Annotated in this window: 19 protein-coding genes; 6 read left to right on the top strand and 13 right to left on the bottom strand. The window is 39.4% G+C overall.

The window, feature by feature from the left end; genetic code table 11:
• Positions 1 to 242: 242 nt before the first annotated feature.
• From Q3A68_RS06250 to flxB, 3 genes are read right to left on the bottom strand one after another with little or no spacing between them, the layout of a single operon-like run.
• Positions 243 to 608 (bottom strand): ApeI family dehydratase, encoded by a 366-nt coding sequence (locus Q3A68_RS06250; RefSeq protein WP_302900199.1) that lies wholly within the window; start codon positions 606 to 608, stop codon positions 243 to 245.
• Positions 609 to 634: 26 nt separating this feature from the next.
• Positions 635 to 1,051: a hotdog family protein gene (locus Q3A68_RS06255; RefSeq protein ID WP_302900200.1), complete on the bottom strand. Its 417-nt coding sequence runs from the start codon at positions 1,049 to 1,051 to the stop codon at positions 635 to 637.
• 29 nt (positions 1,052 to 1,080) lie between these two features.
• Positions 1,081 to 1,809: a flexirubin biosynthesis SDR family reductase FlxB gene (gene flxB / locus Q3A68_RS06260; protein WP_302900201.1), complete on the bottom strand. Its 729-nt coding sequence runs from the start codon at positions 1,807 to 1,809 to the stop codon at positions 1,081 to 1,083.
• A gap of 360 nt (positions 1,810 to 2,169) precedes the next feature.
• On the opposite strand from flxB, the gene Q3A68_RS06265 reads away from it, so the two are divergent.
• The 4 genes from Q3A68_RS06265 (at position 2,170) to Q3A68_RS06280 (ending at position 7,153) form a co-directional block, all read left to right on the top strand.
• Positions 2,170 to 2,538, top strand: a complete 369-nt coding sequence (locus Q3A68_RS06265) for a response regulator transcription factor (protein ID WP_302900202.1) — start codon at positions 2,170 to 2,172, stop codon at positions 2,536 to 2,538.
• Between the two features lie 139 nt (positions 2,539 to 2,677).
• Positions 2,678 to 3,667: a HEAT repeat domain-containing protein gene (locus Q3A68_RS06270; protein ID WP_302900203.1), complete on the top strand. Its 990-nt coding sequence runs from the start codon at positions 2,678 to 2,680 to the stop codon at positions 3,665 to 3,667.
• Positions 3,664 to 5,091, top strand: a complete 1,428-nt coding sequence (locus Q3A68_RS06275) for a glycosyltransferase family 2 protein (RefSeq protein WP_302900204.1) — start codon at positions 3,664 to 3,666, stop codon at positions 5,089 to 5,091. The genes Q3A68_RS06270 and Q3A68_RS06275 overlap by 4 nt, the downstream gene beginning before the upstream one ends.
• 10 nt (positions 5,092 to 5,101) lie before the next feature.
• Positions 5,102 to 7,153: an LTA synthase family protein gene (locus tag Q3A68_RS06280; protein ID WP_302900205.1), complete on the top strand. Its 2,052-nt coding sequence runs from the start codon at positions 5,102 to 5,104 to the stop codon at positions 7,151 to 7,153.
• A 77-nt stretch (positions 7,154 to 7,230) separates the two neighbouring features.
• On the opposite strand, the gene Q3A68_RS06285 is transcribed toward Q3A68_RS06280, so the two are convergent.
• The 8 genes from Q3A68_RS06285 to Q3A68_RS06320 all read right to left on the bottom strand — a co-directional run bounded on the left by Q3A68_RS06285 (position 7,231) and on the right by Q3A68_RS06320 (position 16,145).
• Entirely contained in the window at positions 7,231 to 8,154 is a 924-nt protein-coding gene (locus Q3A68_RS06285) for a DUF6268 family outer membrane beta-barrel protein (RefSeq protein WP_302900206.1), read from the bottom strand.
• A 31-nt stretch (positions 8,155 to 8,185) separates the two neighbouring features.
• Positions 8,186 to 8,635, bottom strand: a complete 450-nt coding sequence (locus tag Q3A68_RS06290; protein WP_302900207.1) for a MarR family winged helix-turn-helix transcriptional regulator — start codon at positions 8,633 to 8,635, stop codon at positions 8,186 to 8,188.
• 166 nt (positions 8,636 to 8,801) lie between these two features.
• Positions 8,802 to 9,962, bottom strand: a complete 1,161-nt coding sequence (locus tag Q3A68_RS06295; RefSeq protein WP_302900208.1) for a hypothetical protein — start codon at positions 9,960 to 9,962, stop codon at positions 8,802 to 8,804.
• 5 nt (positions 9,963 to 9,967) lie between these two features.
• Positions 9,968 to 11,212: a YaiO family outer membrane beta-barrel protein gene (locus tag Q3A68_RS06300; protein WP_302900209.1), complete on the bottom strand. Its 1,245-nt coding sequence runs from the start codon at positions 11,210 to 11,212 to the stop codon at positions 9,968 to 9,970.
• A gap of 271 nt (positions 11,213 to 11,483) precedes the next feature.
• A complete protein-coding gene (gene acpP, locus Q3A68_RS06305) occupies positions 11,484 to 11,777 on the bottom strand; it encodes an acyl carrier protein (protein WP_368045656.1) in 294 nt (97 codons plus the stop codon).
• Positions 11,778 to 12,032: 255 nt separating this feature from the next.
• Complete coding sequence (locus tag Q3A68_RS06310) at positions 12,033 to 13,055, bottom strand: right-handed parallel beta-helix repeat-containing protein (protein ID WP_302900210.1); 1,023 nt, start codon at positions 13,053 to 13,055, stop codon at positions 12,033 to 12,035.
• Between the two features lie 528 nt (positions 13,056 to 13,583).
• Positions 13,584 to 14,612, bottom strand: coding sequence for a right-handed parallel beta-helix repeat-containing protein (locus tag Q3A68_RS06315; RefSeq protein ID WP_302900211.1), 1,029 nt, complete (start codon positions 14,610 to 14,612; stop codon positions 13,584 to 13,586).
• A 489-nt stretch (positions 14,613 to 15,101) separates the two neighbouring features.
• A complete protein-coding gene (locus Q3A68_RS06320) occupies positions 15,102 to 16,145 on the bottom strand; it encodes a right-handed parallel beta-helix repeat-containing protein (RefSeq protein ID WP_302900212.1) in 1,044 nt (347 codons plus the stop codon).
• A 442-nt stretch (positions 16,146 to 16,587) separates the two neighbouring features.
• On the opposite strand from Q3A68_RS06320, the gene Q3A68_RS06325 reads away from it, so the two are divergent.
• Entirely contained in the window at positions 16,588 to 17,580 is a 993-nt protein-coding gene (locus Q3A68_RS06325; protein ID WP_302900213.1) for a hypothetical protein, read from the top strand.
• A gap of 31 nt (positions 17,581 to 17,611) precedes the next feature.
• Here Q3A68_RS06325 and Q3A68_RS06330 read toward each other — a convergent pair whose 3' ends face one another.
• Positions 17,612 to 18,784 carry a hypothetical protein gene (locus Q3A68_RS06330; protein ID WP_302900214.1) on the bottom strand — a complete coding sequence of 391 codons (1,173 nt, stop codon included), beginning with the start codon at positions 18,782 to 18,784 and terminating at the stop codon, positions 17,612 to 17,614.
• Positions 18,781 to 19,752 carry a DUF2157 domain-containing protein gene (locus tag Q3A68_RS06335; RefSeq protein WP_302900215.1) on the bottom strand — a complete coding sequence of 324 codons (972 nt, stop codon included), beginning with the start codon at positions 19,750 to 19,752 and terminating at the stop codon, positions 18,781 to 18,783. The genes Q3A68_RS06330 and Q3A68_RS06335 overlap by 4 nt, the downstream gene beginning before the upstream one ends.
• A gap of 177 nt (positions 19,753 to 19,929) precedes the next feature.
• Here Q3A68_RS06335 and Q3A68_RS06340 point away from each other — a divergent pair, with 177 nt between their 5' ends.
• Positions 19,930 to 21,168 carry an MFS transporter gene (locus Q3A68_RS06340; protein WP_302900216.1) on the top strand — a complete coding sequence of 413 codons (1,239 nt, stop codon included), beginning with the start codon at positions 19,930 to 19,932 and terminating at the stop codon, positions 21,166 to 21,168.
• Positions 21,169 to 21,171 lie beyond the last annotated feature (3 nt).

Below are 21,171 nucleotides of genomic sequence, written 5' to 3' on the forward strand. Positions count from 1 at the left end.
TCAGAAACAACGAGTATCATGCTTTATGCGCTCATTGAAATTCATTTAACCAACAATATTTTTAAAAAAATAGTTTAGTTCTGCGAACAATCAGGGGGAAGGCTTAGTAAAGATCATCAATTTTTGCTCAATAAGCAACCCGTTTTTTAACGGTATTTTATTTTTGATTGAAAAAACTTCAAACTCAGATTAAAAAGCATAAAGAGTGAAGAATCAAATGCGAAAGTGGAGGTAGCGATAACTTACTGTAACTGAAACATCCCTTTGAATTTGAAAAGTGTTATATCCTTGTTCAGGAGCCTGGCATCTGTTCTGATTCCATCATCAACAAAGAATAATTTTAATTCGATGCCAATTAACTTATCCTGCTTGGGGATAATAACTGATAAAAATTTAATATCGCTGGCTTTGATCAACCTGGTTTGCTTTTGAATATAAATCTCCAACAGCTCCTTTACCATTTGGGTCATGCACACACCAGGTAAAACAGGTTCGCCGGGAAAATGCCCCTTAAATATTGGATGCTCCGGATTTAGCTTGACGTTTGCTTTTACAGTATTTTCTTCGGCAAGAATGTCCGTAAAAGTAAAAAGTTCATTTTGCAGCATTCTAAATTTTCTATACTGTTTAAAACCTATTTAATAAATATTTTCATTTCACATTTTGCAAGGCTTTTACCTTTACATTCAACATTCCCGGTTACAATGGTAACTCCAAATACCTGGTTAGTAATAGTTACCTGGGTATTTATGGTGTCTCCAACTTTAGGCAAAGCAGATATTTCAAGGTTTTTTACTGCACCTATATAACCGATCGAAATAGGTTCGCTGTTTTTTTTTGCCCTATACCCTGCTCCGGCGGCAACCGTTTGAGCAATGTTTTCTATAATGCCGGCTTCGCTTAGTTCATTATTATAAACCAATATGTTTTCTCGCTCAATAAAAAATGTGCTATGAAAACTAGTACTGTCGCAATCCACTAATTGATTGACCATCACAAACGGCGGCCTTTGTGGAATAAAGGATAAGATATCTTCTTTTGATACTATCAAATTATGCTATCAAATAATTATGCAAACCTCTAAGTATATAGACCCCCATTAATAGACAATACTTCCCCGGTTATATAGCCCGCTTCGGCAGATGCTAAAAACCCGACCGCATGGGCCACCTCTTCGGGCGTACCAAAACGTTTAACGGGGATTATTGACCTTAATTCTTTCTCGTCAAGGCCTTCCGTCATATCGGTTGTTATAAATCCGGGGGCAACCGCATTTACAGTAACCCCCTTGCGGGCAATCTCCTGGGCCAATGCCTTTGTGGCGCCTATAACCCCCGCTTTAGCTGCCGAATAATTAACCTGCCCCGGTAACCCTTTTATGCCAGATAAGGAAACCACGTTAACTATGCGGCCATATTTTTTCATCAGCATACTGCTTAAAACCTGCCTGGTGACATAAAAAAAGCCATCCAAACTCGTTTTCAAAACACTATCCCACTGCTCATCTTTCATCCACATCATTAATTCATCATCTTTTATGCCGGCATTATTCACCAGCACCTCGATGTATTTATCGGTGTTTGTTTCAGCCCAATTACTTAGTACCTGATTGATTTCAGCTTTATTGCCAACGTCAAATTTCAATAACTGGCCATTACCTCCGTTTTGCTTTATTTTGGCAAGCGTTTTTTGAGCCTCCTGTTCGTTAGCCTTGTAGTTAACCAGCACATAGTAATCCATTTCGGCGAGCTTATAACAAATAGCCCGGCCAATACCCCTTGATCCCCCCGTTACTAAAGCGCATTTCATGATTTAGATTTTGAATTTAATAATGCCTTTTACGAATAGAAGGCTTTAACACCGAGCCAAAGTAGTTCAAAAATTTTGAAATTTCAATGGTAGATATTTCGTCCCGGCGTTATTCTTGCGGCATGATAAACTCTCCAAAAATTGAGCAAGGGATTATTGTTTTTAATGGATAATTTAACCTGCAATCAACCCCAATCTTACGGGTTTTAGCATCACTTCTCGCTCCGAACTTCGTCAGGCGCAAAAAAATCATTGCCGCATAACTAATGTTTATCTGACTGCGTATAAGTGTGATAACGCCTTTATCAGAGGCAATAACAATTCTTTAACAGTTTATTAACCGTTTAAAATTTTTAAAATATGAAAATCCTGGTAGCTGAAGATGATCAATTGATGATTAAGATGCTTGAGTTCCGTCTCAAAAAAGACGGGCATGATGTGGTGATAACAAATGATGGTCGTGCAGCAGTACAAAAGTTGGACGATTTTCAGCCCGATCTGGTTATTACAGATATTATGATGCCTTATCTATCGGGCCTTGAGGTGGTGAGTGCTGTGAAAAAAAGATATCCGACCGGTACACCGGTAATTATTCTTTCAGGTATGGGACAAGAAAATGTAGTGCTCGAGGCATTTCAACTTGGTGCCGATGACTACATGACAAAGCCATTTAGCCCGAACGAGCTATCAGTACGTGTACGGAGGTTCGAGGCCCCATTGGTTAAATAATTCACCTGATTTTAATAGCAAAAGTTTGGTTAGCAAAGCTTATTTACTTTCCGTGTTCAGTATCTGGCATATTCAAAATATTGTCCTTGCCGGTATTATATTGTTGATTTTAGGCCTTTTGGTTTATATGTTGTCTTACATGTATTTCAAAAGTGTTTATGATAAAAAGTTTGATAAATGGAGCTTAATTTCCGATTTGCTGATACGGAAAGCGGTTTTCTATGACGACGAAGAAGAATCTGAAGGTGATAGCGCTATTCCTGTTACTGCAAGGGCCGAAAAGCTAATGGACAACAAGCATTTTAGAAAACTGCTCATCAATGAAATCATGTCGGCCAAAAGGAGTATCACCGGTATATCGGCCGATAATCTGAAACACCTTTATGTACAACTGGGCCTTGATAAATATGCACTGGGCAACTTATCCAGCGGCAGGTGGTATATCAGGGCAAAGGCAATACAGGAGCTCACCATTATGAGCATGCACGAATTTGTAGATCAGCTATGCCTGTATGCCGATGACAAGAACGACCTGGTGCGTATGGAAGCTCAATCAGCACTGATTCAATTCAATGGTTTTGATGGCCTTCATTTTTTGGACACCGTGACTTATCCTATTTCAAACTGGCAGCAAATAAAACTTTTGCAGCAGTTGTCGCATTTGCCGCCGGCAAATATTGATATGACTCAATGGTTTAAGTCAGATAACAGCAGTGTAATCATATTTACCTTAAAACTGGCCCGTATTTACCAGCGGTTTGATTTGTATTATGACATTGTATCCTGTCTTGATCATCCCGATCCATTGGTGAGATATGAGGCTATTCATTGCCTTAATGAGATCTATACCGATGAAACTTCCGATGATTTTATATCAAGGTTTCTTGGTGAAATACTAAAGAACCAATTAGCCATGATAAAAGTAATGGAAACAGTCGGCACAGAAAAAGATGTGCTGTTCCTGCTCGATCTGCTAAATCATGAAAATGACGAAATAAAGATCGGTGCTGCCCGTGCACTGGTGCAAAGCAATAAAGACGGTATGGTGTCTCTTGAAAAGTACTCGAAGGAATCAAATGACTCCATTAACGAGATAGTAATGCACATTAAAGGAGAGGTAGCAGCATGAGTTGGCAAACATTTATTCTACACTTTTTTACCTATGGCATTCTATTGTATTCCATCATACTTTTGATATGCTACGTTTTAATAGGTGCGTTTTCAATCAGCGAAACACGCTCGTATCTGCATAAAAACAGTTTTACCGATTACCGAATGCTTGCCTCGTCAACCGAAACGCCAAGCATGAGCATACTGGCGCCGGCTTATAATGAAGGGGCGAATATTATTGAAAATGTTCGGTCACTACTCTCGCTGCACTATAATAACCTTGAGGTGATTATTATTAACGATGGTAGTAAAGACGATTCATTAGAGAAACTGATCCGTGCATATGATCTTTATAAAGTAGATTTTTTTGTAAACCAGCAAATAAAAACCAAGCCTGTAAGGGGCGTATACAAAAGCTATAACCCGGTTTATCGTAAGCTGATCGTTGTAGACAAAGTAAATGGCGGTAAAGCCGACGCGCTAAATGTAGGGGTAAACATTGCTAAAAACGATTATTTTGTTTGTATTGATGTGGATTGTGTATTGGAGCAAGATTCACTTTTAAAACTGGCTAAACCTTTCCTTGAAAGCACCAATCAGCGTGTGATAGCTGCAGGCGGTGTAGTACGTATAGCCAACAGCTGCGAAATTGAAGGCGGACGACTGGTAAAGGTAAATCTGCCAAAACAGTTTCTGCCGAGAATACAAACGCTTGAATACATCCGCGCATTCCTGCTTAGCCGCATGGCCTGGACAAAGCTGAATGGCCTTCTTCTTATTTCGGGAGCCTTCGGTGCCTTCGACCGTGAAATTGTGATCAACTGTGGTGGCTACAATACCAACACCGTTGGTGAAGACATGGAACTGGTGGTGCGCATGCGCCGTTATATGGAGGAACGTGACGAACCTTATAAGGTCGCTTTCATTCCCGACCCTTTATGCTGGACCGAAGCACCATCTACCTTCAAAATTCTGGGACGTCAGCGTAACCGCTGGACCCGCGGCACAATCGAAACCCTGCGTTTCCACAAAGTGATGCTCTTCAACCCCCGTTATGGCATTTTAGGTATGCTCAGCTATCCTTATTGGTTGTTTTTTGAGTTTATGGCACCAATAATTGAATTTTTTGGCACCATCGGTATGATCATCTATTGCTTCACTTATGCCGTTAACTGGTCGGCTATAATGATCATAGTAGGGGTATTATGCATGGGTATACTCTACTCCATTTTTGCTATCATGATGGAGGTGCTTACCTATAATCAATACAGGGGCCGGAAAGATATCTTACGTCTGGTAGGCGTTGCCATACTGGAGCCATTTGTGTTCCATCCATTTGTAGTATGGTCGGCCATACGAGGTAATATAGATTTATTAAGAAAACACAATTCCTGGGGCGAAATGACCAGAACGGGTTTGGCTACAGAGAAAAAAGCGTCATAGTATTTGAGTAATGGAAACTAAAAAAACTAAAAAGGAAAAACTGTCGAAAAGGATCGTGCCTGCGGCTTTATCGTTCGCACAGCTTTCCATCATATGGCTGATGATGATTTTTGTCCTCAGCATTTTCGAAGTTATTTATAACGGCATCGCTCACGAGCTGCCCAAAAACCTGTTTGCTGTATTAGGCTGGACTTTTTTGAACGACCTGATATTCTGGTGTAAAGGTTTGATCTATTTTTTCCTTTTGTATGTGATACTTCACCTCATCTCCGCAAAATTTGCACGCATAACTTATTGCGTATTCATAGTTTTTATGGCGATTGTGCAGCTTAGTCTCACTTCTTACTTTACAACAGCTTTGGTTCCGCTTGGGGCAGATTTGTACAGCTATTCAATGGCTGATATTAAACAAACCGTAGGCGCTGCTGGTGGTGTAAACTTTTTCCAAATTATCGGTTTTATTGTGGTGATTAGTGGCACCATCACCGCTTTGTGGATGTTACCGGCTAAGTTGAAGATAAACAGATATATTGTCGTTGCATTACCGATGCTATCATTCCTTATATTTGTGACCGATGCCCAGGCTATGATCCACCCGGGCAGCTTTAAATCAGACTATGCCAATAACCTGGTCATCAATAAATCTGATCATTTCTGGGCCGAATCATACAAACACTTCTTCCCTTCAAAAGGCGAGCTTGATATTTATGCTGATAGTTACATTAATGATTACGATAACGCTGCTACAAGCAAAATAGCAGCATTCAAATATACTGATCCGGCACATTACCCATTTTTACACAATGATGCTTCACCGGATGTACTGAGTCCGTTTATCAAAAGTAATACGACCCCTCCGAACATTGTTATCATACTGGTTGAAGGTTTAGGCCGCGCATTTACCAATGAAGGCGCTTACCTGGGCAATTTTACACCATTTATCGATTCACTATCCGGAAAAAGCCTTTACTGGAAAAACTTCCTGAGTGAAGGAGGCCGTACGTTTGCAGTTTTACCTTCTGTATTGGGATCATTGCCATTTGCTAAAAATGGTTTCCTGGCATTGGGTGATAATATGCCTTCGCACGTGTCCCTGTTAAGCCTTTTGAAATATAACGGTTACCATACTTCATTTTATTATGGAGGCGATGCCAATTTTGACAACATGGCAACTTTCCTGAATAAAAACGCTATTGATGAATTGAACGATGGAAAATCGTTCCCGGCGGGATATACCAAATTACCTGCGCCTAACGGTTTTTCATGGGGGTATAATGATAAAGAGTTGTTCAGACATTATTTAGTTACCCGCGATGAAAAAGCAACAGCACCACAGCTGAGCGTTGTTTTAACCGTATCAACCCACAGCCCATTTGCAATAAATGAGGAAGATAAATACCTGGCCAGATTTGAAAAACGCCTGACCGAACTGGGCTATGATGATGCCAAAAAGAACGAATGCCGTAACTACAAGCTGCAATATGCCAGTATCTTATACCTGGATGATGCGTTGCGCGGTTTCTTTAATACCTACAGCAAGCGCAGCGATTATAACAACACTATATTCCTGATCACCGGCGACCATCGTATGCCTGAGATACCGATGAGCGATAAGATCGACCGCTACCATGTGCCCCTGATCGTTTATTCGCCAATGCTTAAACGTACTGCGCAGATGGCGTCTGTTTCTACGCATTTTGATATCAGTCCGAGTTTAATGGCTTATTTGCAGCATAATTATAAGATCAAAGGACCATCACTGGTAAGCTGGATGGGACAGGGTTTGGATACTAATCGCAATTTTGAGAATATTCATAACTATCCGCTGCTGCAGACTAAAACGGACATGATAGACTTTATTATGGGTGAATACCACCTGAATGGCGACAACCTGTTTAAACTGAATGCCGAGCTTGGTGAAGACCCCATACAGGATGAAGGTAAAGCCGGACAGCTTAAAAATGCCTTTGACCAGTTTAAGAAAAAGAATGAACAAATCGTAACTGGAAACTGGATCATACCGGATTCCATTCATCAGCATTACAATCCCGTAAAGCATTAATAACTGAACCTTAATAAAGTAAAAAGGTGACTCTGAAATATGATCACCTTTTTTGTTATGTATATTTTGATAATTTATCAGAATTCGTAGTTGACGCCACCCTGGAATATAAACGAATTTTGACGGTAAGACACATTGGCTACCCGGTCATTCAATTTATTAAACCCATCAAAAGGCACTTTCTGATCCGTGTTAAATGTTTCCAGTTTTTGCATAAACGTACGCCCGGCTATCATGCTCAACTTCCATCGTTTGTCCAGCTTAACCTCATAAATCAACCCGGCGCTGTTTTGCCGTAAATGCAGGTATTGAGCTTGCCCGGCATCAGAGAAATGATACATGCTTCCGTCAAGGCCTGCTGTAATACCCAGCGATTGTGCTTCTGTCAATTTATGCCTTAAAGTAGCCCTGGCGGGTATAATAGCCGTAAAATTCCATTTGTTGTTGATTGTCCAGTCGACGTCAGGTATAGGCAAAAGGAATTTACCCGAATAATTGCTGATATAGGTAAGCGTAACGCCATATCTGAGACGATTGCTTGGATGAAAACCTAAACGTACACCCGCTGTGTAGAGAATGTCGCCCGCCTCAAGGTTCTGTTTTAAATCAGAGGCAACAGTCGCCAGGCCAATGAATGAGATACTGGTGGATCGCGACAGCGAATAATTCATTAGCAATGGAACGGTCAGGGAATGAAACCAGGCGTTGCTTATTTCGTCTGCATTCGAAAGAAAAAGTCCCTGGTAGCGTATGCCTGTTTTTATCAGGACCGTATGAACAGTGGAGAAATCTTTGTAGACCGGAATACCTATGTCTACAATAGGCTGCTGCATGGTTAAAGTATTACCGTTGGTGTTGATGGGCGTAACCAAATAGTTCACATTAATACCGCCCAGCTTTGGCGAAGTAGTGAGAAACCGGGAATGTCTGGTGGTGTCTGAGTTTTGGCAATAGCCAAGCAGGGGCAATAGCATGCCCGTTAAGAACATAATTCTTTTCATTTTTTAATCCTTAAAGTTGAAAATGTCTGGATTACAGAGATGTAATCGCTTCTATTAGTCTAAATGCAAGACTGTTAAATTGAGTTCTTTCTTCTTTTGTAAGTTGGGAGACCAATGATTTGTTAAAGGTTTCGAGCATTGCATGGGCCTGCGCAGCCAGCTTTTTACCGGTTTCCGTCAGTTCAATTGAGGTTTTCCGCTTGTCGGTCGCATCCTTTAACACCCTTGCAAAATCTTTTTTAGCAAGGAGCGCGATAGTTCTATTAACAGAGGCCTTATCCCGCCCTAACCCCAAGCCTATCTCCTGCTGTGATGCACTTCCTGAATAATATAGCCTCATAAGCACAGGTATCTGGTCCATCTCCAGCGGGAACCCATTTTCCCTGAAAATTTTATCGCATTGTCTGTGTATTTTATGATACAATGCACCGATATGTGCGATCATTTCAGGGGGTGACAGACGAGTATTGTTCTGATTCATGAAGCAAAAGTATAAAATATAGTTGATATATCAACTATATTTTATAAAACGCCTCACCTTTTCCCCTTCAAATAAAGGTTCTGTTTTCTTTGTGGTTCAATTCTACTACGGAGGACATTAAGAGTATGACCAAGTTTGCAGAGAATATTAGTATTATTCGCCTAGCTTATTTCTTGGCAGCGACTTGCTCCTTAAGAATAGTAGTGATCATCGGGCGGTAAAATGTCCAGAAAAAACTTTTACGCTCAGCCGGATCATCAGAGTTGTAAAACATCCACCTGAACATACTTATGCCTTTAAAGTAGGAGGTTCCCATACCGATCGGGTTATCACAAAAATCACCTGAGAAGTAATAGAATTGGTAATCTTTGTCCTTATGCATAATAATAGCCGGGAACGTAGTTGGGATATTGTATTTCTTCAATTCAGCAGTACCAGCAGCATTCAGACTGATATCGAATCGTGACACCGCGTGATTGATTGACAGCGAAGGGGTAATGATATCAAACCAGAACGGATACTTCATCTTTTCGGGCAGCCCGAATACTTTTTTACCGTAACCAAATGTTATGATATGTGGTACGGGATCCGTTAAATGTGTACTGTCTTCCAGAATAACAATCTGATCATCGTTGCTTACAAATGCCAGGCCTGATTTATGGAATGGCCACTTCCGCTCGTGCTGCTTTTTATAGTTTCCGATAAGCCAGCGTGGTAATTCTTTATTTTTAGTAGTATCAAAACTATCAAAATACCGTGCAGTCCACCCTGTCCAATGCATGCCGAACATCTTCTCGAATTTATTGCGGTTATCTGCATTGGTTGGCGAACCTATGGTGTTAAACTCGGTGATGATGAGTTTGTGCTTATCCTTCATATCCTGCAAAAACTCAATATCCTGCGCACTCATCCCTCCATATATAAGGTTAGACCGTTCTGTACTTTGTTTCTGGCTGTACCATTCGCTCCGGTACATCCCATAAGTGTCGGTATAATAAGCCAGGTCGGCATCATTACTCAATTGCTTTAATTGCTCTGATGAAAATCTTTCAAGTCCTTTTAGTTTAAATTTTTCATCATCTTTAGGAAAAAACCCAAAATAGTCCTGGCTATTCTTGTAGGATTGTGTTGCAGTTTTGGTAAAGCGGTTATGATTCAATATCCACCAAAGCGAAGTATGTTCCTGGGCATCGGTGGTCAGTACCGTTTTATCCACTATAGCCACAACCAGTTTTTTCTTGGGAGTAAAAAACCAGGCGAGCCACATCACTACCGGGAAAATAATAAGCGCAGGTATAATCAGTTGCAGAAACTTTCTCTTGTTCATCTAAATTAAAATCTTCTTTGATAGCCTATGCCCAAATCAAACTGATTACCCCAGGTCTGGAACCGATATTCCTGGTGGTCGACACTCGCAGTAAAAAATATAATATTGCGTCTTTTGAACGAACGGTAGTACGCAGCCGAGATATTATTTGAGCGTAGTTTATAATTCTGACCATTGTTTAGCAGAATGATATTACGCGGATCGTCCGGCGAAATACCAGTGCCGATACCTAATGAAATATAGTCATCAGCCCCGCCGGTATAGTATCTTGCTTTAACAGAATAGGACTGCGAAATAGAACTGTTTGAAGGCGTTAAATAAGTACGGAAATTGAACCAAAAGCTTTTATAGTATTTACCTATAGATGCGGTATAAATCCAGGTATCGCCTGTAAAATGCAAATACCTGAAGCCAGCTTCTGCCTCAAAGCTAGCCGGTAAATTGGCATAAAGCGAAAAACCGGCCCTGGTTTTCGGGAATACACCTACATTGTTTGAATAGCCGACGCTCATGTAAGCATAAAAGATTTTTGATATGTGCGGGTAGGCATCGACCTCATATTGCAAGCCGTTTTTGCTGAAGCGATTGGCATAATTCAGATAACCTATGATCGAACCTATATCGGTTTGCCTTGCATATTCAAGGCTTGCCAGGTGCCATGGAGCGTTGCTTTGTTTATCAAAAGAGATATAATCATAAGTGACACCTACCTTATTTTTTGAAGTGTTATCCTTTATCCTGTCGGCCAACGCACGGGCATCTGAATTCCCCGGATCACCTTTTATCAAAGTATCCAGTGTGTTGCCGGCCTCGGGGTAGCGTTTCAGGTCGTTCAATACCTTTGCTTTCAGCAATAACAGGTCTTTAGAACCAGGGTGATATTTCAGTCCGCTGCTAACAATACCCAATGCACCGTTTGAATTGTTATTCCAGTATTCAAGGCTGCCGTAAGCAAAAGCGGCATCTTCGTTGTCAGGATGTTTGCTCAATACTTTTTTAAATTCTGTCCGCGCACTATCCGTTTTATCTGACCAGGTATACACCCGGCCCAAAAAAACACGGATATCTGAATAGTCCGGACTTCTTGTTAAAGCCTGCTTACTCAAACCTATTGCTTTGGGATAATTTTTCTCATCAAAAGCAGCTTTTCGTGCCTGTTGAAACAGCTCATCCGATGAAAGCCCTGTTTGGGCAAAAGATGCTTTACATAAAACTATCAAAAAAAGGAAGGAGGATAATTTAATATTCATATAATGCGAAAACGCGTACTTACTAAAGACTTACTTGTACGGTAAAAGGCTAGTATAGGTTATTATAAATCAACGATTAATAGCCAGTACTTGAAACAGACGCCGATTAGCATTGGGGTCGATAAATTTATTGAAATATCAAAATTGAGACCATATTGGGTAATACTTTCGCCCCGCATTTGCACAACGTCTTATTAATCTAAGTTCATCATATAGTGATGACACCTGCAACAATTGAACGGAAAGAAATTCGATTATCCCAATTGGGCTATCAGGCACTTAAGCGTTCTTGATCGATAGTTCCCATTTGAGTAACTTTATGAAGCTCAGTGTGAGTAGCTTTGGCTACATAATTTATCAGGGAGCCAACAGTTTTGAGTTTGTCGAATGTATCATCGGGTATTTGTATGCCAAATTCCTTTTCAACATCTACAATCAATTCACAAAAATCCAGGGAATCCACATTCAAATCATTATAAAATGAAGCAGAATTTTTTATCGCCGATCTTTCCACTCCGAGTTTATCCTCGATAAACTGGTATATCTTCAAAGTAATATCGTTCATTCTTAAAGCCCTTTAACGTAATCCAACAAATTCTGTTTTACTAAAACGATACCATTGCAGCTCTTTTATGGTGGCAACTATAACATCACACTATCAATCAATTGTTTATAAAAAATAAAATATTAAAGTTTGTTTGATACGACTGAAGGCCGATACCAAAATGAACCGTTAATGACCAAAATAAACCGGAGTGTTTCTAAACAAAAAAGCCGATAGGTATCTATCGACTTTTCTTTCTAATTGATTGTTAAGCCCTTATTGCATTGTGATAATAGTTGCCGGAAGAATACTAGCAGAAATATTAGCTTTCTGAATATTGGTGCTCCAACCGGTTGGCGTTGCGACATTATCCAACCACAAATCCCATTCGGCACCAGTTTTTTGGTACCATTTCACCTGATTATAGGATATATTTATGTTATAACTTGAAGCACCGGAATAGTTTCCACAGTTAATTCCTGTATTAGAGACTGGTGTACTTGAGCTATAAATAAAATTGTGATCCATTTTTATATTTGATCCTCCCACTACCTGCATACCTACATAACCAGAATTGAGTACATAATTTTGCCTTGCCACCTGATATGATCCGCCCAAATCGCCTAAAACAATCCCAGCAGCACCACCAGAATCAAATTGCACCTGTCCTCCTCTGAGCCAATTGCCGTATATCATAATGGAGTCTCCCTGTATTCCACTTGATTTATATAGACTGATCCCGTCTTGCGGATGCTGCGCTATACCGACAACATTTTCGCACCTGTTATACATGATCCGGTTTCCTCCACCAGTTACCGAAGCAAATTGTACAAAACAACCGTCTGGAAATGGCCCGTTCATATTCAAAAATTGATTGCTGTTTACCGCTATTCCGGAACCCTGGTAAACGTGTACCCCAGATTTCACATTAGTTATAAAGCAATTCTGCACGTAAATATTCTTACAGTTGTTTAACATGATGCCAAAGCCTGATGAATTCCCCACTGAACAATTTGTAATGATAACGTTCGTACAGTTATATAGCGCAATACAATTAGAACCTCCTGTAATTGATAAGCCGCTTATCGTAATGTTACTCTTGTTGTAATAGGATATGGGAGCTGAAACGGTGTAAGCCGTTGCTAATGATTTACTTGTAAAAGTGCTACCGATAGCGTTGGTTGACGATGAGGGTAAGACTTGTGCGTCTCGCTGACATGATGTGATGAATGCCAATGGAGCCAGCATCATAAGCAATTTTATAACACCGGCTGCACGGCTCGAATTGAGGTTTTTCATAATAGTTAAATTAATTAGAGCTGTTGTCGTGAATTTGCATAAATTATTGGATTTCAACGAAAAAAATTTCTTACTTAAACTCGTTTCTATCCAAAAAATTAAATAATTATTTTAATTAGACACTTTTATACGAACCTGTTTATCAATTAGTTACAAATAAAGCATTGCGTGTTTAAACAACTTTTTGGGGCTGAAAACAAAATTTCCACATTTTGTGAAGAAAATTTGTGAACACTGCTTTAAAGAAGAATTTTTTGCCGCTTAATTAAGAGTTTTTAACCGGCTTCGTGTATGATTTAGCAAAAAATGACATAGAATAATGTATTAACAAACTACTAACTAACAGATCATTAAATCTATTATTTAAAGTTTTAATAGTGTTCCGGACAGCCAATAGAATAACAACCAAGGGCTTCATATTGAAAGGCAATTAAATCAAAGGAGTGGGTATTAAAAATAAGAGGCCAATAAAGTGTTATTGGCCTCTTATTTTGCAAGAAATTATACAATATTTTACTAATATTTAAATTAGTTCATCGTAATCAAAGGTGATGCAATAACGGTCGAGCCGATATTTGCCTTTTGAACATTGGTACTCCACCCAGCCGGAGTGGCGACATGGTCAATCCACAGATCCCATTCTTTTCCCGAGCTCTGAATCCATTTGACCCAGTTATTTGAAACATTAATGTTCCAGCTGGACTGCCCCGAATAATTTCCCACATTAATTCCGGTGTTGGAAACAGGAGTGCTTGAACTGTAGATGGTATTGTGGTCCATTTTAATGTTATTGCCACCAACAACCTGCATGCCTACATAGCCGGAGTTAACTACTTTATTGTACCGGGCCACCTGGTAGGAGCCCCCTACATCGCCCAACACAATACCCGCAGCACCACCAGAATCAAACTGAACCTGACCGCCTTTGATTTGGTTTCCAATCACCTGGATAGAATCACCCAGTTTACCGTTGGACTGATACAGACTTATACCATCCTGCGGGTGGCCATGCCATGCATCATCCTGGCATTTATTATAATTGATCTGACTACCGCCTCCGTTCACACCGGCAAATTGAACAAAACAGCCATCCGGGAATGGACCGTTCATATTATAGAACTGGTTATTGTTCACTTTTATGGTCGATCCTTTATAAACATGGACACCTGATTTGGCATTAGTTACATAACAATAGTCAACTGTAATGTTGGTACAGTTGTTGAGCATAATACCAAAACTGGAGGTATTATAGATTTTACAATTAGTGATATGAACATTATTACAGTTGTAAAGCGCAATACCATTGGTGCCGCCATTAATACTGAGACCGCTAATAGTAATGTTACTTTTACTGTAATAAGAAACAGGAGCGTGAGAGGTGTAAGTGGTTGCCAACGAATGACTGGTAAAAGAACCACTCATCGAATTAGTTGGAACTTCTGTTGACGCAGCTGCAGTGGTTGGTTCAACCTGTGCATCTTTGCTGCATGACGAGATTAATGATGTTGTAAATAATCCTATTATTACAACCAGGCCCGCTTTGTAGTGTCTTTTCATAATAGTTAAATTAATTTGAAGCTTAGACGCCAAATCAAATAAATTATTGTACACTAAATGAAAAAAAATTTCACACAAACGGTATAATAGCTCAAAAAAATACCAACCGCCCGTTAATTTCTATTTTATAAACGTCTGTTTATAAGCAATTTATGTTTTTTATACGCATGTTTTTTATTGTCAATCACATCACAAATTAACTTTCCACATAATGTTAAAAAGTTTTGCCGAATTATTCTTTTAAGTATATTTTATTTTTCAAAACTTAATTTAGTTTCATTTGTTGGAGCGTAAACCTCAAGAGAAATATATTTTGTCAGATATTTTGTAAAAAAATTTAACTGCAAATTATAATTCTATCACATTTAAGAAGACGGCAAAATAGAATTTCGCTTTATTCCCCAAGTACCAATAGTAATTTTTAGGTTCTTAAGTTGTTAAGAAATCAGAGAAGCAGGCTGATCCCGCTTCTCTGAAGAGAATTTAAATTTAGTTTAATGTTATAATTGAGGTTGGGAGGATGGCAGCAGAGATATTGGCTTTACCAATATTAGTACTCCACCCTATCGGAGTGTAACCCGCTTTCGGATCAACCCACATGTCCATTTCCTGTCCGTTCGTTTTAAAATATTTCACTTTATTATAGCTGATATTTATGTCAGTACTGGTTGTGCCGGAATAATTGCCATAACACAAGCCGCAGTTTGAGTATGGAGTAACTGCCCCATAAATAGTGTTGTGATCCATTTTGATGTGGCTGCCACCTTGTACCTGCATGCCTACAAAGCCACCATTGACAACATAATTATTCCTGGCCACCTGGTATGATCCGCCTACATCGCCTAAAACGATAGCCGCAGCACCACCGCTCGTATTATAATACTGGCCACCTTTTATCCAGTTACCGATCACCTGGATTGAATCGCCTTGTAATCCATTTGACTTGTATACACTCAAACCATCTTCCGGTTTACCAATGCCAGCAACATCCTCACAGCGATTGTAGTTAATTTGATTACCTCCACCATTCACATTCACAAATTGAACAAAGTTGCCGCCAGGGAAAGGTCCATTGATGTTCAGGAACTGGTTGGTATTAATTCTGACACCAGATGAATTCTCAACATGAACACCTGATACACCGCCTGTAACGAAACAATTGTTCATGTAAATATTCCTGCAATTTCCAGTAATATAAACCTCGTACTTGGCAGCATTGGCCAAGCGACAATTTGTTATAGTTACATTGCTACAGTTGTTGAGGTAAATACAGTACGTGCCACCCGTAATAGATAAGCCACTGATGGTAAAATTACTCTTACCGCTGTAGCTTACCGCCGAAGAAGTGGCATAAGCCACAGCCAGCGATTTACTGGCAAAGTTTGTTGGAGCAGTACTTGTAGCAGAAGTTGTTTCGGAAGTTTGTGGGGTAACTTGTGCATCCTTGGTACAAGATGTGATTAATAGCGTTGCGCTAAGCGCGGCCATAGCCATGGCAATCCCCTTACGGAGCTGTCTGTTTTGTAATTTCATAATAGTTAAATTAATTAGACCCCTTAGACGCGGTATTTTTGATATTATTGTATAGCAGTGTCTTTTTTTTCCTTTGAAGAGTCTTATATTTCTATAAAATGATAATAAAAGCCACAGAAATTAACATCGCAAATAATTGTAAATTAAACACTTATAGCATAGGCGGCATTTTTTATCCACATTTTAAAAAAACCTTCCTTTTTTAATAAAAAATGCAGCTAAAAAAATTGCATTTTTCACTTAATTAATTAGTTGACAGGGCTTTACTCGTCAACAGAACATTCCAAAATATGGCAAAGTGCCTATTCAATCTCAGAAAAATGGCAAAGGAAATATGACGGATTAACAGGGAAACTTAAGTATCGGTCGGTCACGTTTGCAATAACACAACCAAAATGTTATAATCGCATTATTGAATCAACCTTAATTTATCACTTATTATATGAATCCTCGCTCCCTATTAGTTAAATTCTTTAGCCTATTATTTATTGCTGCCGCACTGACTAGTTGCAAACCACATGAACCCGGTATCTGGAAAAACGATAAAATAGAATCGGGCGTAAGGGAAGACTTTCACAAATTAAATGAACAGGTAATGGATGGGCTTAAAACAAATGACCGCCTAAAGATGGATGGTTTGATGTCAAAAGACCTTATACAAAATTCAGGCAGATTGAGGTTAATTGAATTATGCAGCAATCACTTAAAGGATGGCAACTATACTTTATTAGATGAGTATTATATCGTAAATAGGGAAAAGGGGGATAAAGAATTAAAGTCGGGCGACGAGGGTATAAACAACTATTCTTTTAAATACACTGCCGATACCCGTGAGATGTATATCGCATTTTTTGTTCCGAAAAATATACCGAACAGGTACCTTATTTCTGCAATCTACTGCAAATTTGATTACGGATGGAAGATAATCCAGCTGGAAGTAAATCCATATACTTTTAACGGCAAAACAGCACCGGAGCTATTGGATTACGCTAAGGATTTATATGCAAAAAATTACCTGGTGGATGCACTAAACTGTTTGCAATTAGCACAGACATGCGTAGTACCTTGCTATGGGTGGAAATACCCGGACGAAAGTAAGATTCATGATCTTGAGCTGCAGGTGGTTAATGTGATGAATAAAAAATATGTGTACCCCTTTACGCTCGCCCAGGTGCCTACTCATCCAAGAATATTCGCAGTATCGACGCAAAGAACTCCGGATGGCGTGTACCCGGTAGTGAGTTATATGTCGACAATTAAATTAAAAGATGTAAAGGGTTTGCAAAAAGAAAACAACAATATAAAAAAGGTAATTGGCAAGGTTATCCCTGGTATTGATCAGGACAAAAAATATGTTTACTACGATGCATTTAACGAGTGGCCAAAGTATGACCGCTCAGTAGATCGTTATGAAATAATAGATAAACTGAAATAAGGTTAACCAGTGACAACGCGGACCAGGTAATTTAATAACTACTGCTTGATCCGCCTCCGCCAAAGTCACCTCCGCCAAACCTGCTCCTTTCCTCGGCCGGTGGCGACGGTACCTTTGCAAATGTCTCAGCAACAATCAGCGACTCCACTTTCAAATGATCCATCATATGCCCGGTATCAGGTTCGGCATAAGTAAAACCATGTTTAGGCGTTTTCAAGTATCTCATTGCCGTATAAGCAATTCCTAAAATTAAAGCGCCGCCCATTGTGAGTACCATATCCAATGGCAGCACATGATAGTAATAACGGAAGGTTGCAATAGCTGCTGCGATCAATACCAGGCCCATTCGCAACAAAACCGTATTTTTTTTAAAAATACCCCATCCCAGGTAAACTAATGGAATAAGCATTGTCCATAACCAGAAAAATGTGCCGAGTGGTATGGGCTTTCCAGCCTGATCGCTTATATTATCGCCAAGCGTTTGCACCACATAATAATTGCCTGCTGTATATAGCCCGAGCAAAAAGATTATTTGAGCAATGAGTATACAATTGTAATAGCCAGCAAACTGCTTTTGTCTATTAAGATTATAAGAGCCCCAATATAAACCAGCCGACACCAGCATTATCACAAACGGTATGGTGGCAATCCCAAATGGTACCAGCTTTGTCCACCCAAAATATATAAACGCAAATAACGCAGCACCACACAAAGCAGCCATCAGCATATCAGCAAAACGGATAGTGAAGTACAAGCTCAAAATAAAAATGGTCGCCGAAACAGGCATGTAGTAAACAACATTATAGTGGGAAAAAAGCATGGCAGAAGCCACGCCTGATAGCAACGCAGAAATAAATAGCAATGCATCGTCCACCCCTGAACGATAATGGTGTTTTGAACTTACAATTACTTCCAGGGCAGTATAACTTAGTATCGAAAGGAAAAATACCCAACCAGCTGTGTCAAAAAGATTAGAAGCTGAAGCAAATAGTAAGCTTAATATCCCATCGGCAAAGGTCACTACAATTATCGTCAGAATAAATAATCCGATACGGGCAAATAGTCCGGGAGTATAAAAGCCAACTGGATATTTATCTTTAATATTTTTAAACTCCTCAGCAGTAATATAACCCCTGTTCTGATTTTCCTTTACATCGTTCTGCAAGCGCAGGCTGGTTAACCATATCTTATTATAAGCAATCATGATGCTTTCAATCTTTTATTAAGGTTAATTAATAAGAATATAAGGCCAATAGCCGATCCAATAAAATAGAGCATTAGTAAATAAAGTGCGCCTTCATCCTGTGCTAACAATAGCATACGCACTACCAGGCTGCTAATGGCGACATAACCATATAGCACCACTAAGAGCAAAAAATAAAATGAGTGACTCTTAAACGCGTCGAGATAGATCAAAAAGGCAATAGCGAATAATGCCAGCATCCATAATAGAGCGAACGCAGAATTATAGTAAAAGAAATACCCTGCGAGTAAGGATATGAATGTTACATGCACCCCATAATGCTGATAGCTAAACTTAAAATGCCTTTTAAAGTTTAGACGCTGGGTAAGATAAGCGCCGGTCAACAATATAGCGCCTAAAACCAGGTAGGTATAGATAATGGTTTTACTGTCAAAACCACTGTTTAATAACAATGCTTTGGGTGTAACCGAAACGCCCATCCACACTGCAAGGTTGGCTATGGCCATATTGAGTATGCCCAAATGGTCGAAATAATAGGCTGTAAAAAACAATACCAGCATGGGTATCAATGTGGCCATGTTATAATTTGTACCGAATGCTTTGTATTCATATTGCAGGTAACCAATAAAAGTCAAGAAGCTTACGCTTCCCAGTAATAGTACATAATCAGAAGATGTATTTGGCGATTTTACTTTTTCGGTGGTAAATGGTAAGGCCATTTTAAAACAGTAAGCAAAACACCCGGTGCAGATCAATGCTATTAATGCCAAAACAACTTTATGGCCTATGGTATCAATATTCTCATAAATGAGCAGTCCCAATCCGCTTGTCAGCAGTAAAACGCCAAGGTAAAGTAGCGTTTTTATTTCCCAGTGAACAGAAAACAGATTCTGCTTTTGCTTTATTTTTTCAAATGATTCATCACTGATCAAACCATCGGCGTGAAGATGTTCATACAAGGAGTCCATGTGAATTTCAGGTTGCTATCTCAAGTATACTAAAGATTATTCGTTATTCCATCCGGTCTCCTCATTTGCATCACGCAAATATTAGCCAAAAGCTTTTTAAATTTTTTGAAGAAGTTAGGTAATCCTAAAATTTTGATTGATATTAGACATGCTGTCTCTTAGCCTAAATTAGATTTCATGAAACGCAGTTATTACATCGTGGCGTTGATAATGCTCACGTTTTTTGTTATATCATTCCTGACCAATGTTATTGGCGCACTCAACGACGATTTTATTAACGGTTTTCACATCAGTGGCTTTTTTGCCTCTTTTTATCCCTTCGCATTTTTCATAGCTTACGGTCTGGTATCTATTCCAACCAGCATGATCCTTGAAAAATATAAGGAGAAAAAGATTATGGTCTTTGGTTTTATCGTCTCCTTCCTGGGGTCTTTGTTATTGGCATTAGATCCAACACCATTAACCACGGCAGTCTCGTTATTCCTGGTGGGCAGTGGAATGGCCATGCTGCAAGTTGTAATTAACCCGTTATTGCGCACTGCCGGTGGCGAAGAACATTATGCTTTTAATTCAGTATTGGCGCAGTTGATATTTGGAGGCGCATCATTTTTAAGCCCGTTAGTCTACTCTTATTTTGTTGTTCATTTCAATGATGCACAAAATAAATTTTTGACTTTGTTTCATTCGATAGTGCCCGAAAATCTCCCCTGGGTGTCATTGTATTGGCAATTCGCGGCAATAAGCTTATTGATGATTATCATCATACGCTTAACTAAATTTCCTAAAGTTGAATTAAAGGAAGATGAAAAGGCAGGAACCTGGGCAACACATTTTGCACTTTTTAAAAGCCCGGTAGTTGTTGCTTTCTTTATTGCTATGATCTGTTACGTTGGTACCGAGCAAGGTCTTAACAACAATATTTCGGAGTTTTTAAAGACCTATCATGCCTACGATCCAAAAACTACCGGAGCACAAGCACTATCATATTTTTGGGGACTGATGCTTGTCGGCGGCATTTTAGGCCTGTTGTTGTTAAAAATAATGGACAGCCGTAAAGTACTTATCGGATTCACTATTGCTGCGTTAATTTGTTTATCAGCGGGCCTTTTTGGTTCCTCTAAAATATCATTGATGGCCTTTCCGGCCGTGGGCTTCTTTGCTTCTGTTATGTACCCCATAATTTTTTCACTCGCACTTAATTCTGTTAACGAGCATCATGGCTCATTTGCGGGTATAATGGTTACCGGCATTATTGGGGGAGCCATAATTCCACTTATTATTGGTGGTATAAGCAGCCTGACCGAACTGCGTTTAGGTATGTCCTTTTTATACCTCACGTTGGGGTATATTTTATGTATCGGTTTTTGGGCAAAACCACTTATTACAAATCAAACGGTGTTCGACAAAAAAGATTAAAAT

It is taken from the genome of Mucilaginibacter tolerans, from assembly GCF_030519375.1.
In the GTDB taxonomy this organism is placed as follows: Bacteria; Bacteroidota; Bacteroidia; order Sphingobacteriales; family Sphingobacteriaceae; genus Mucilaginibacter.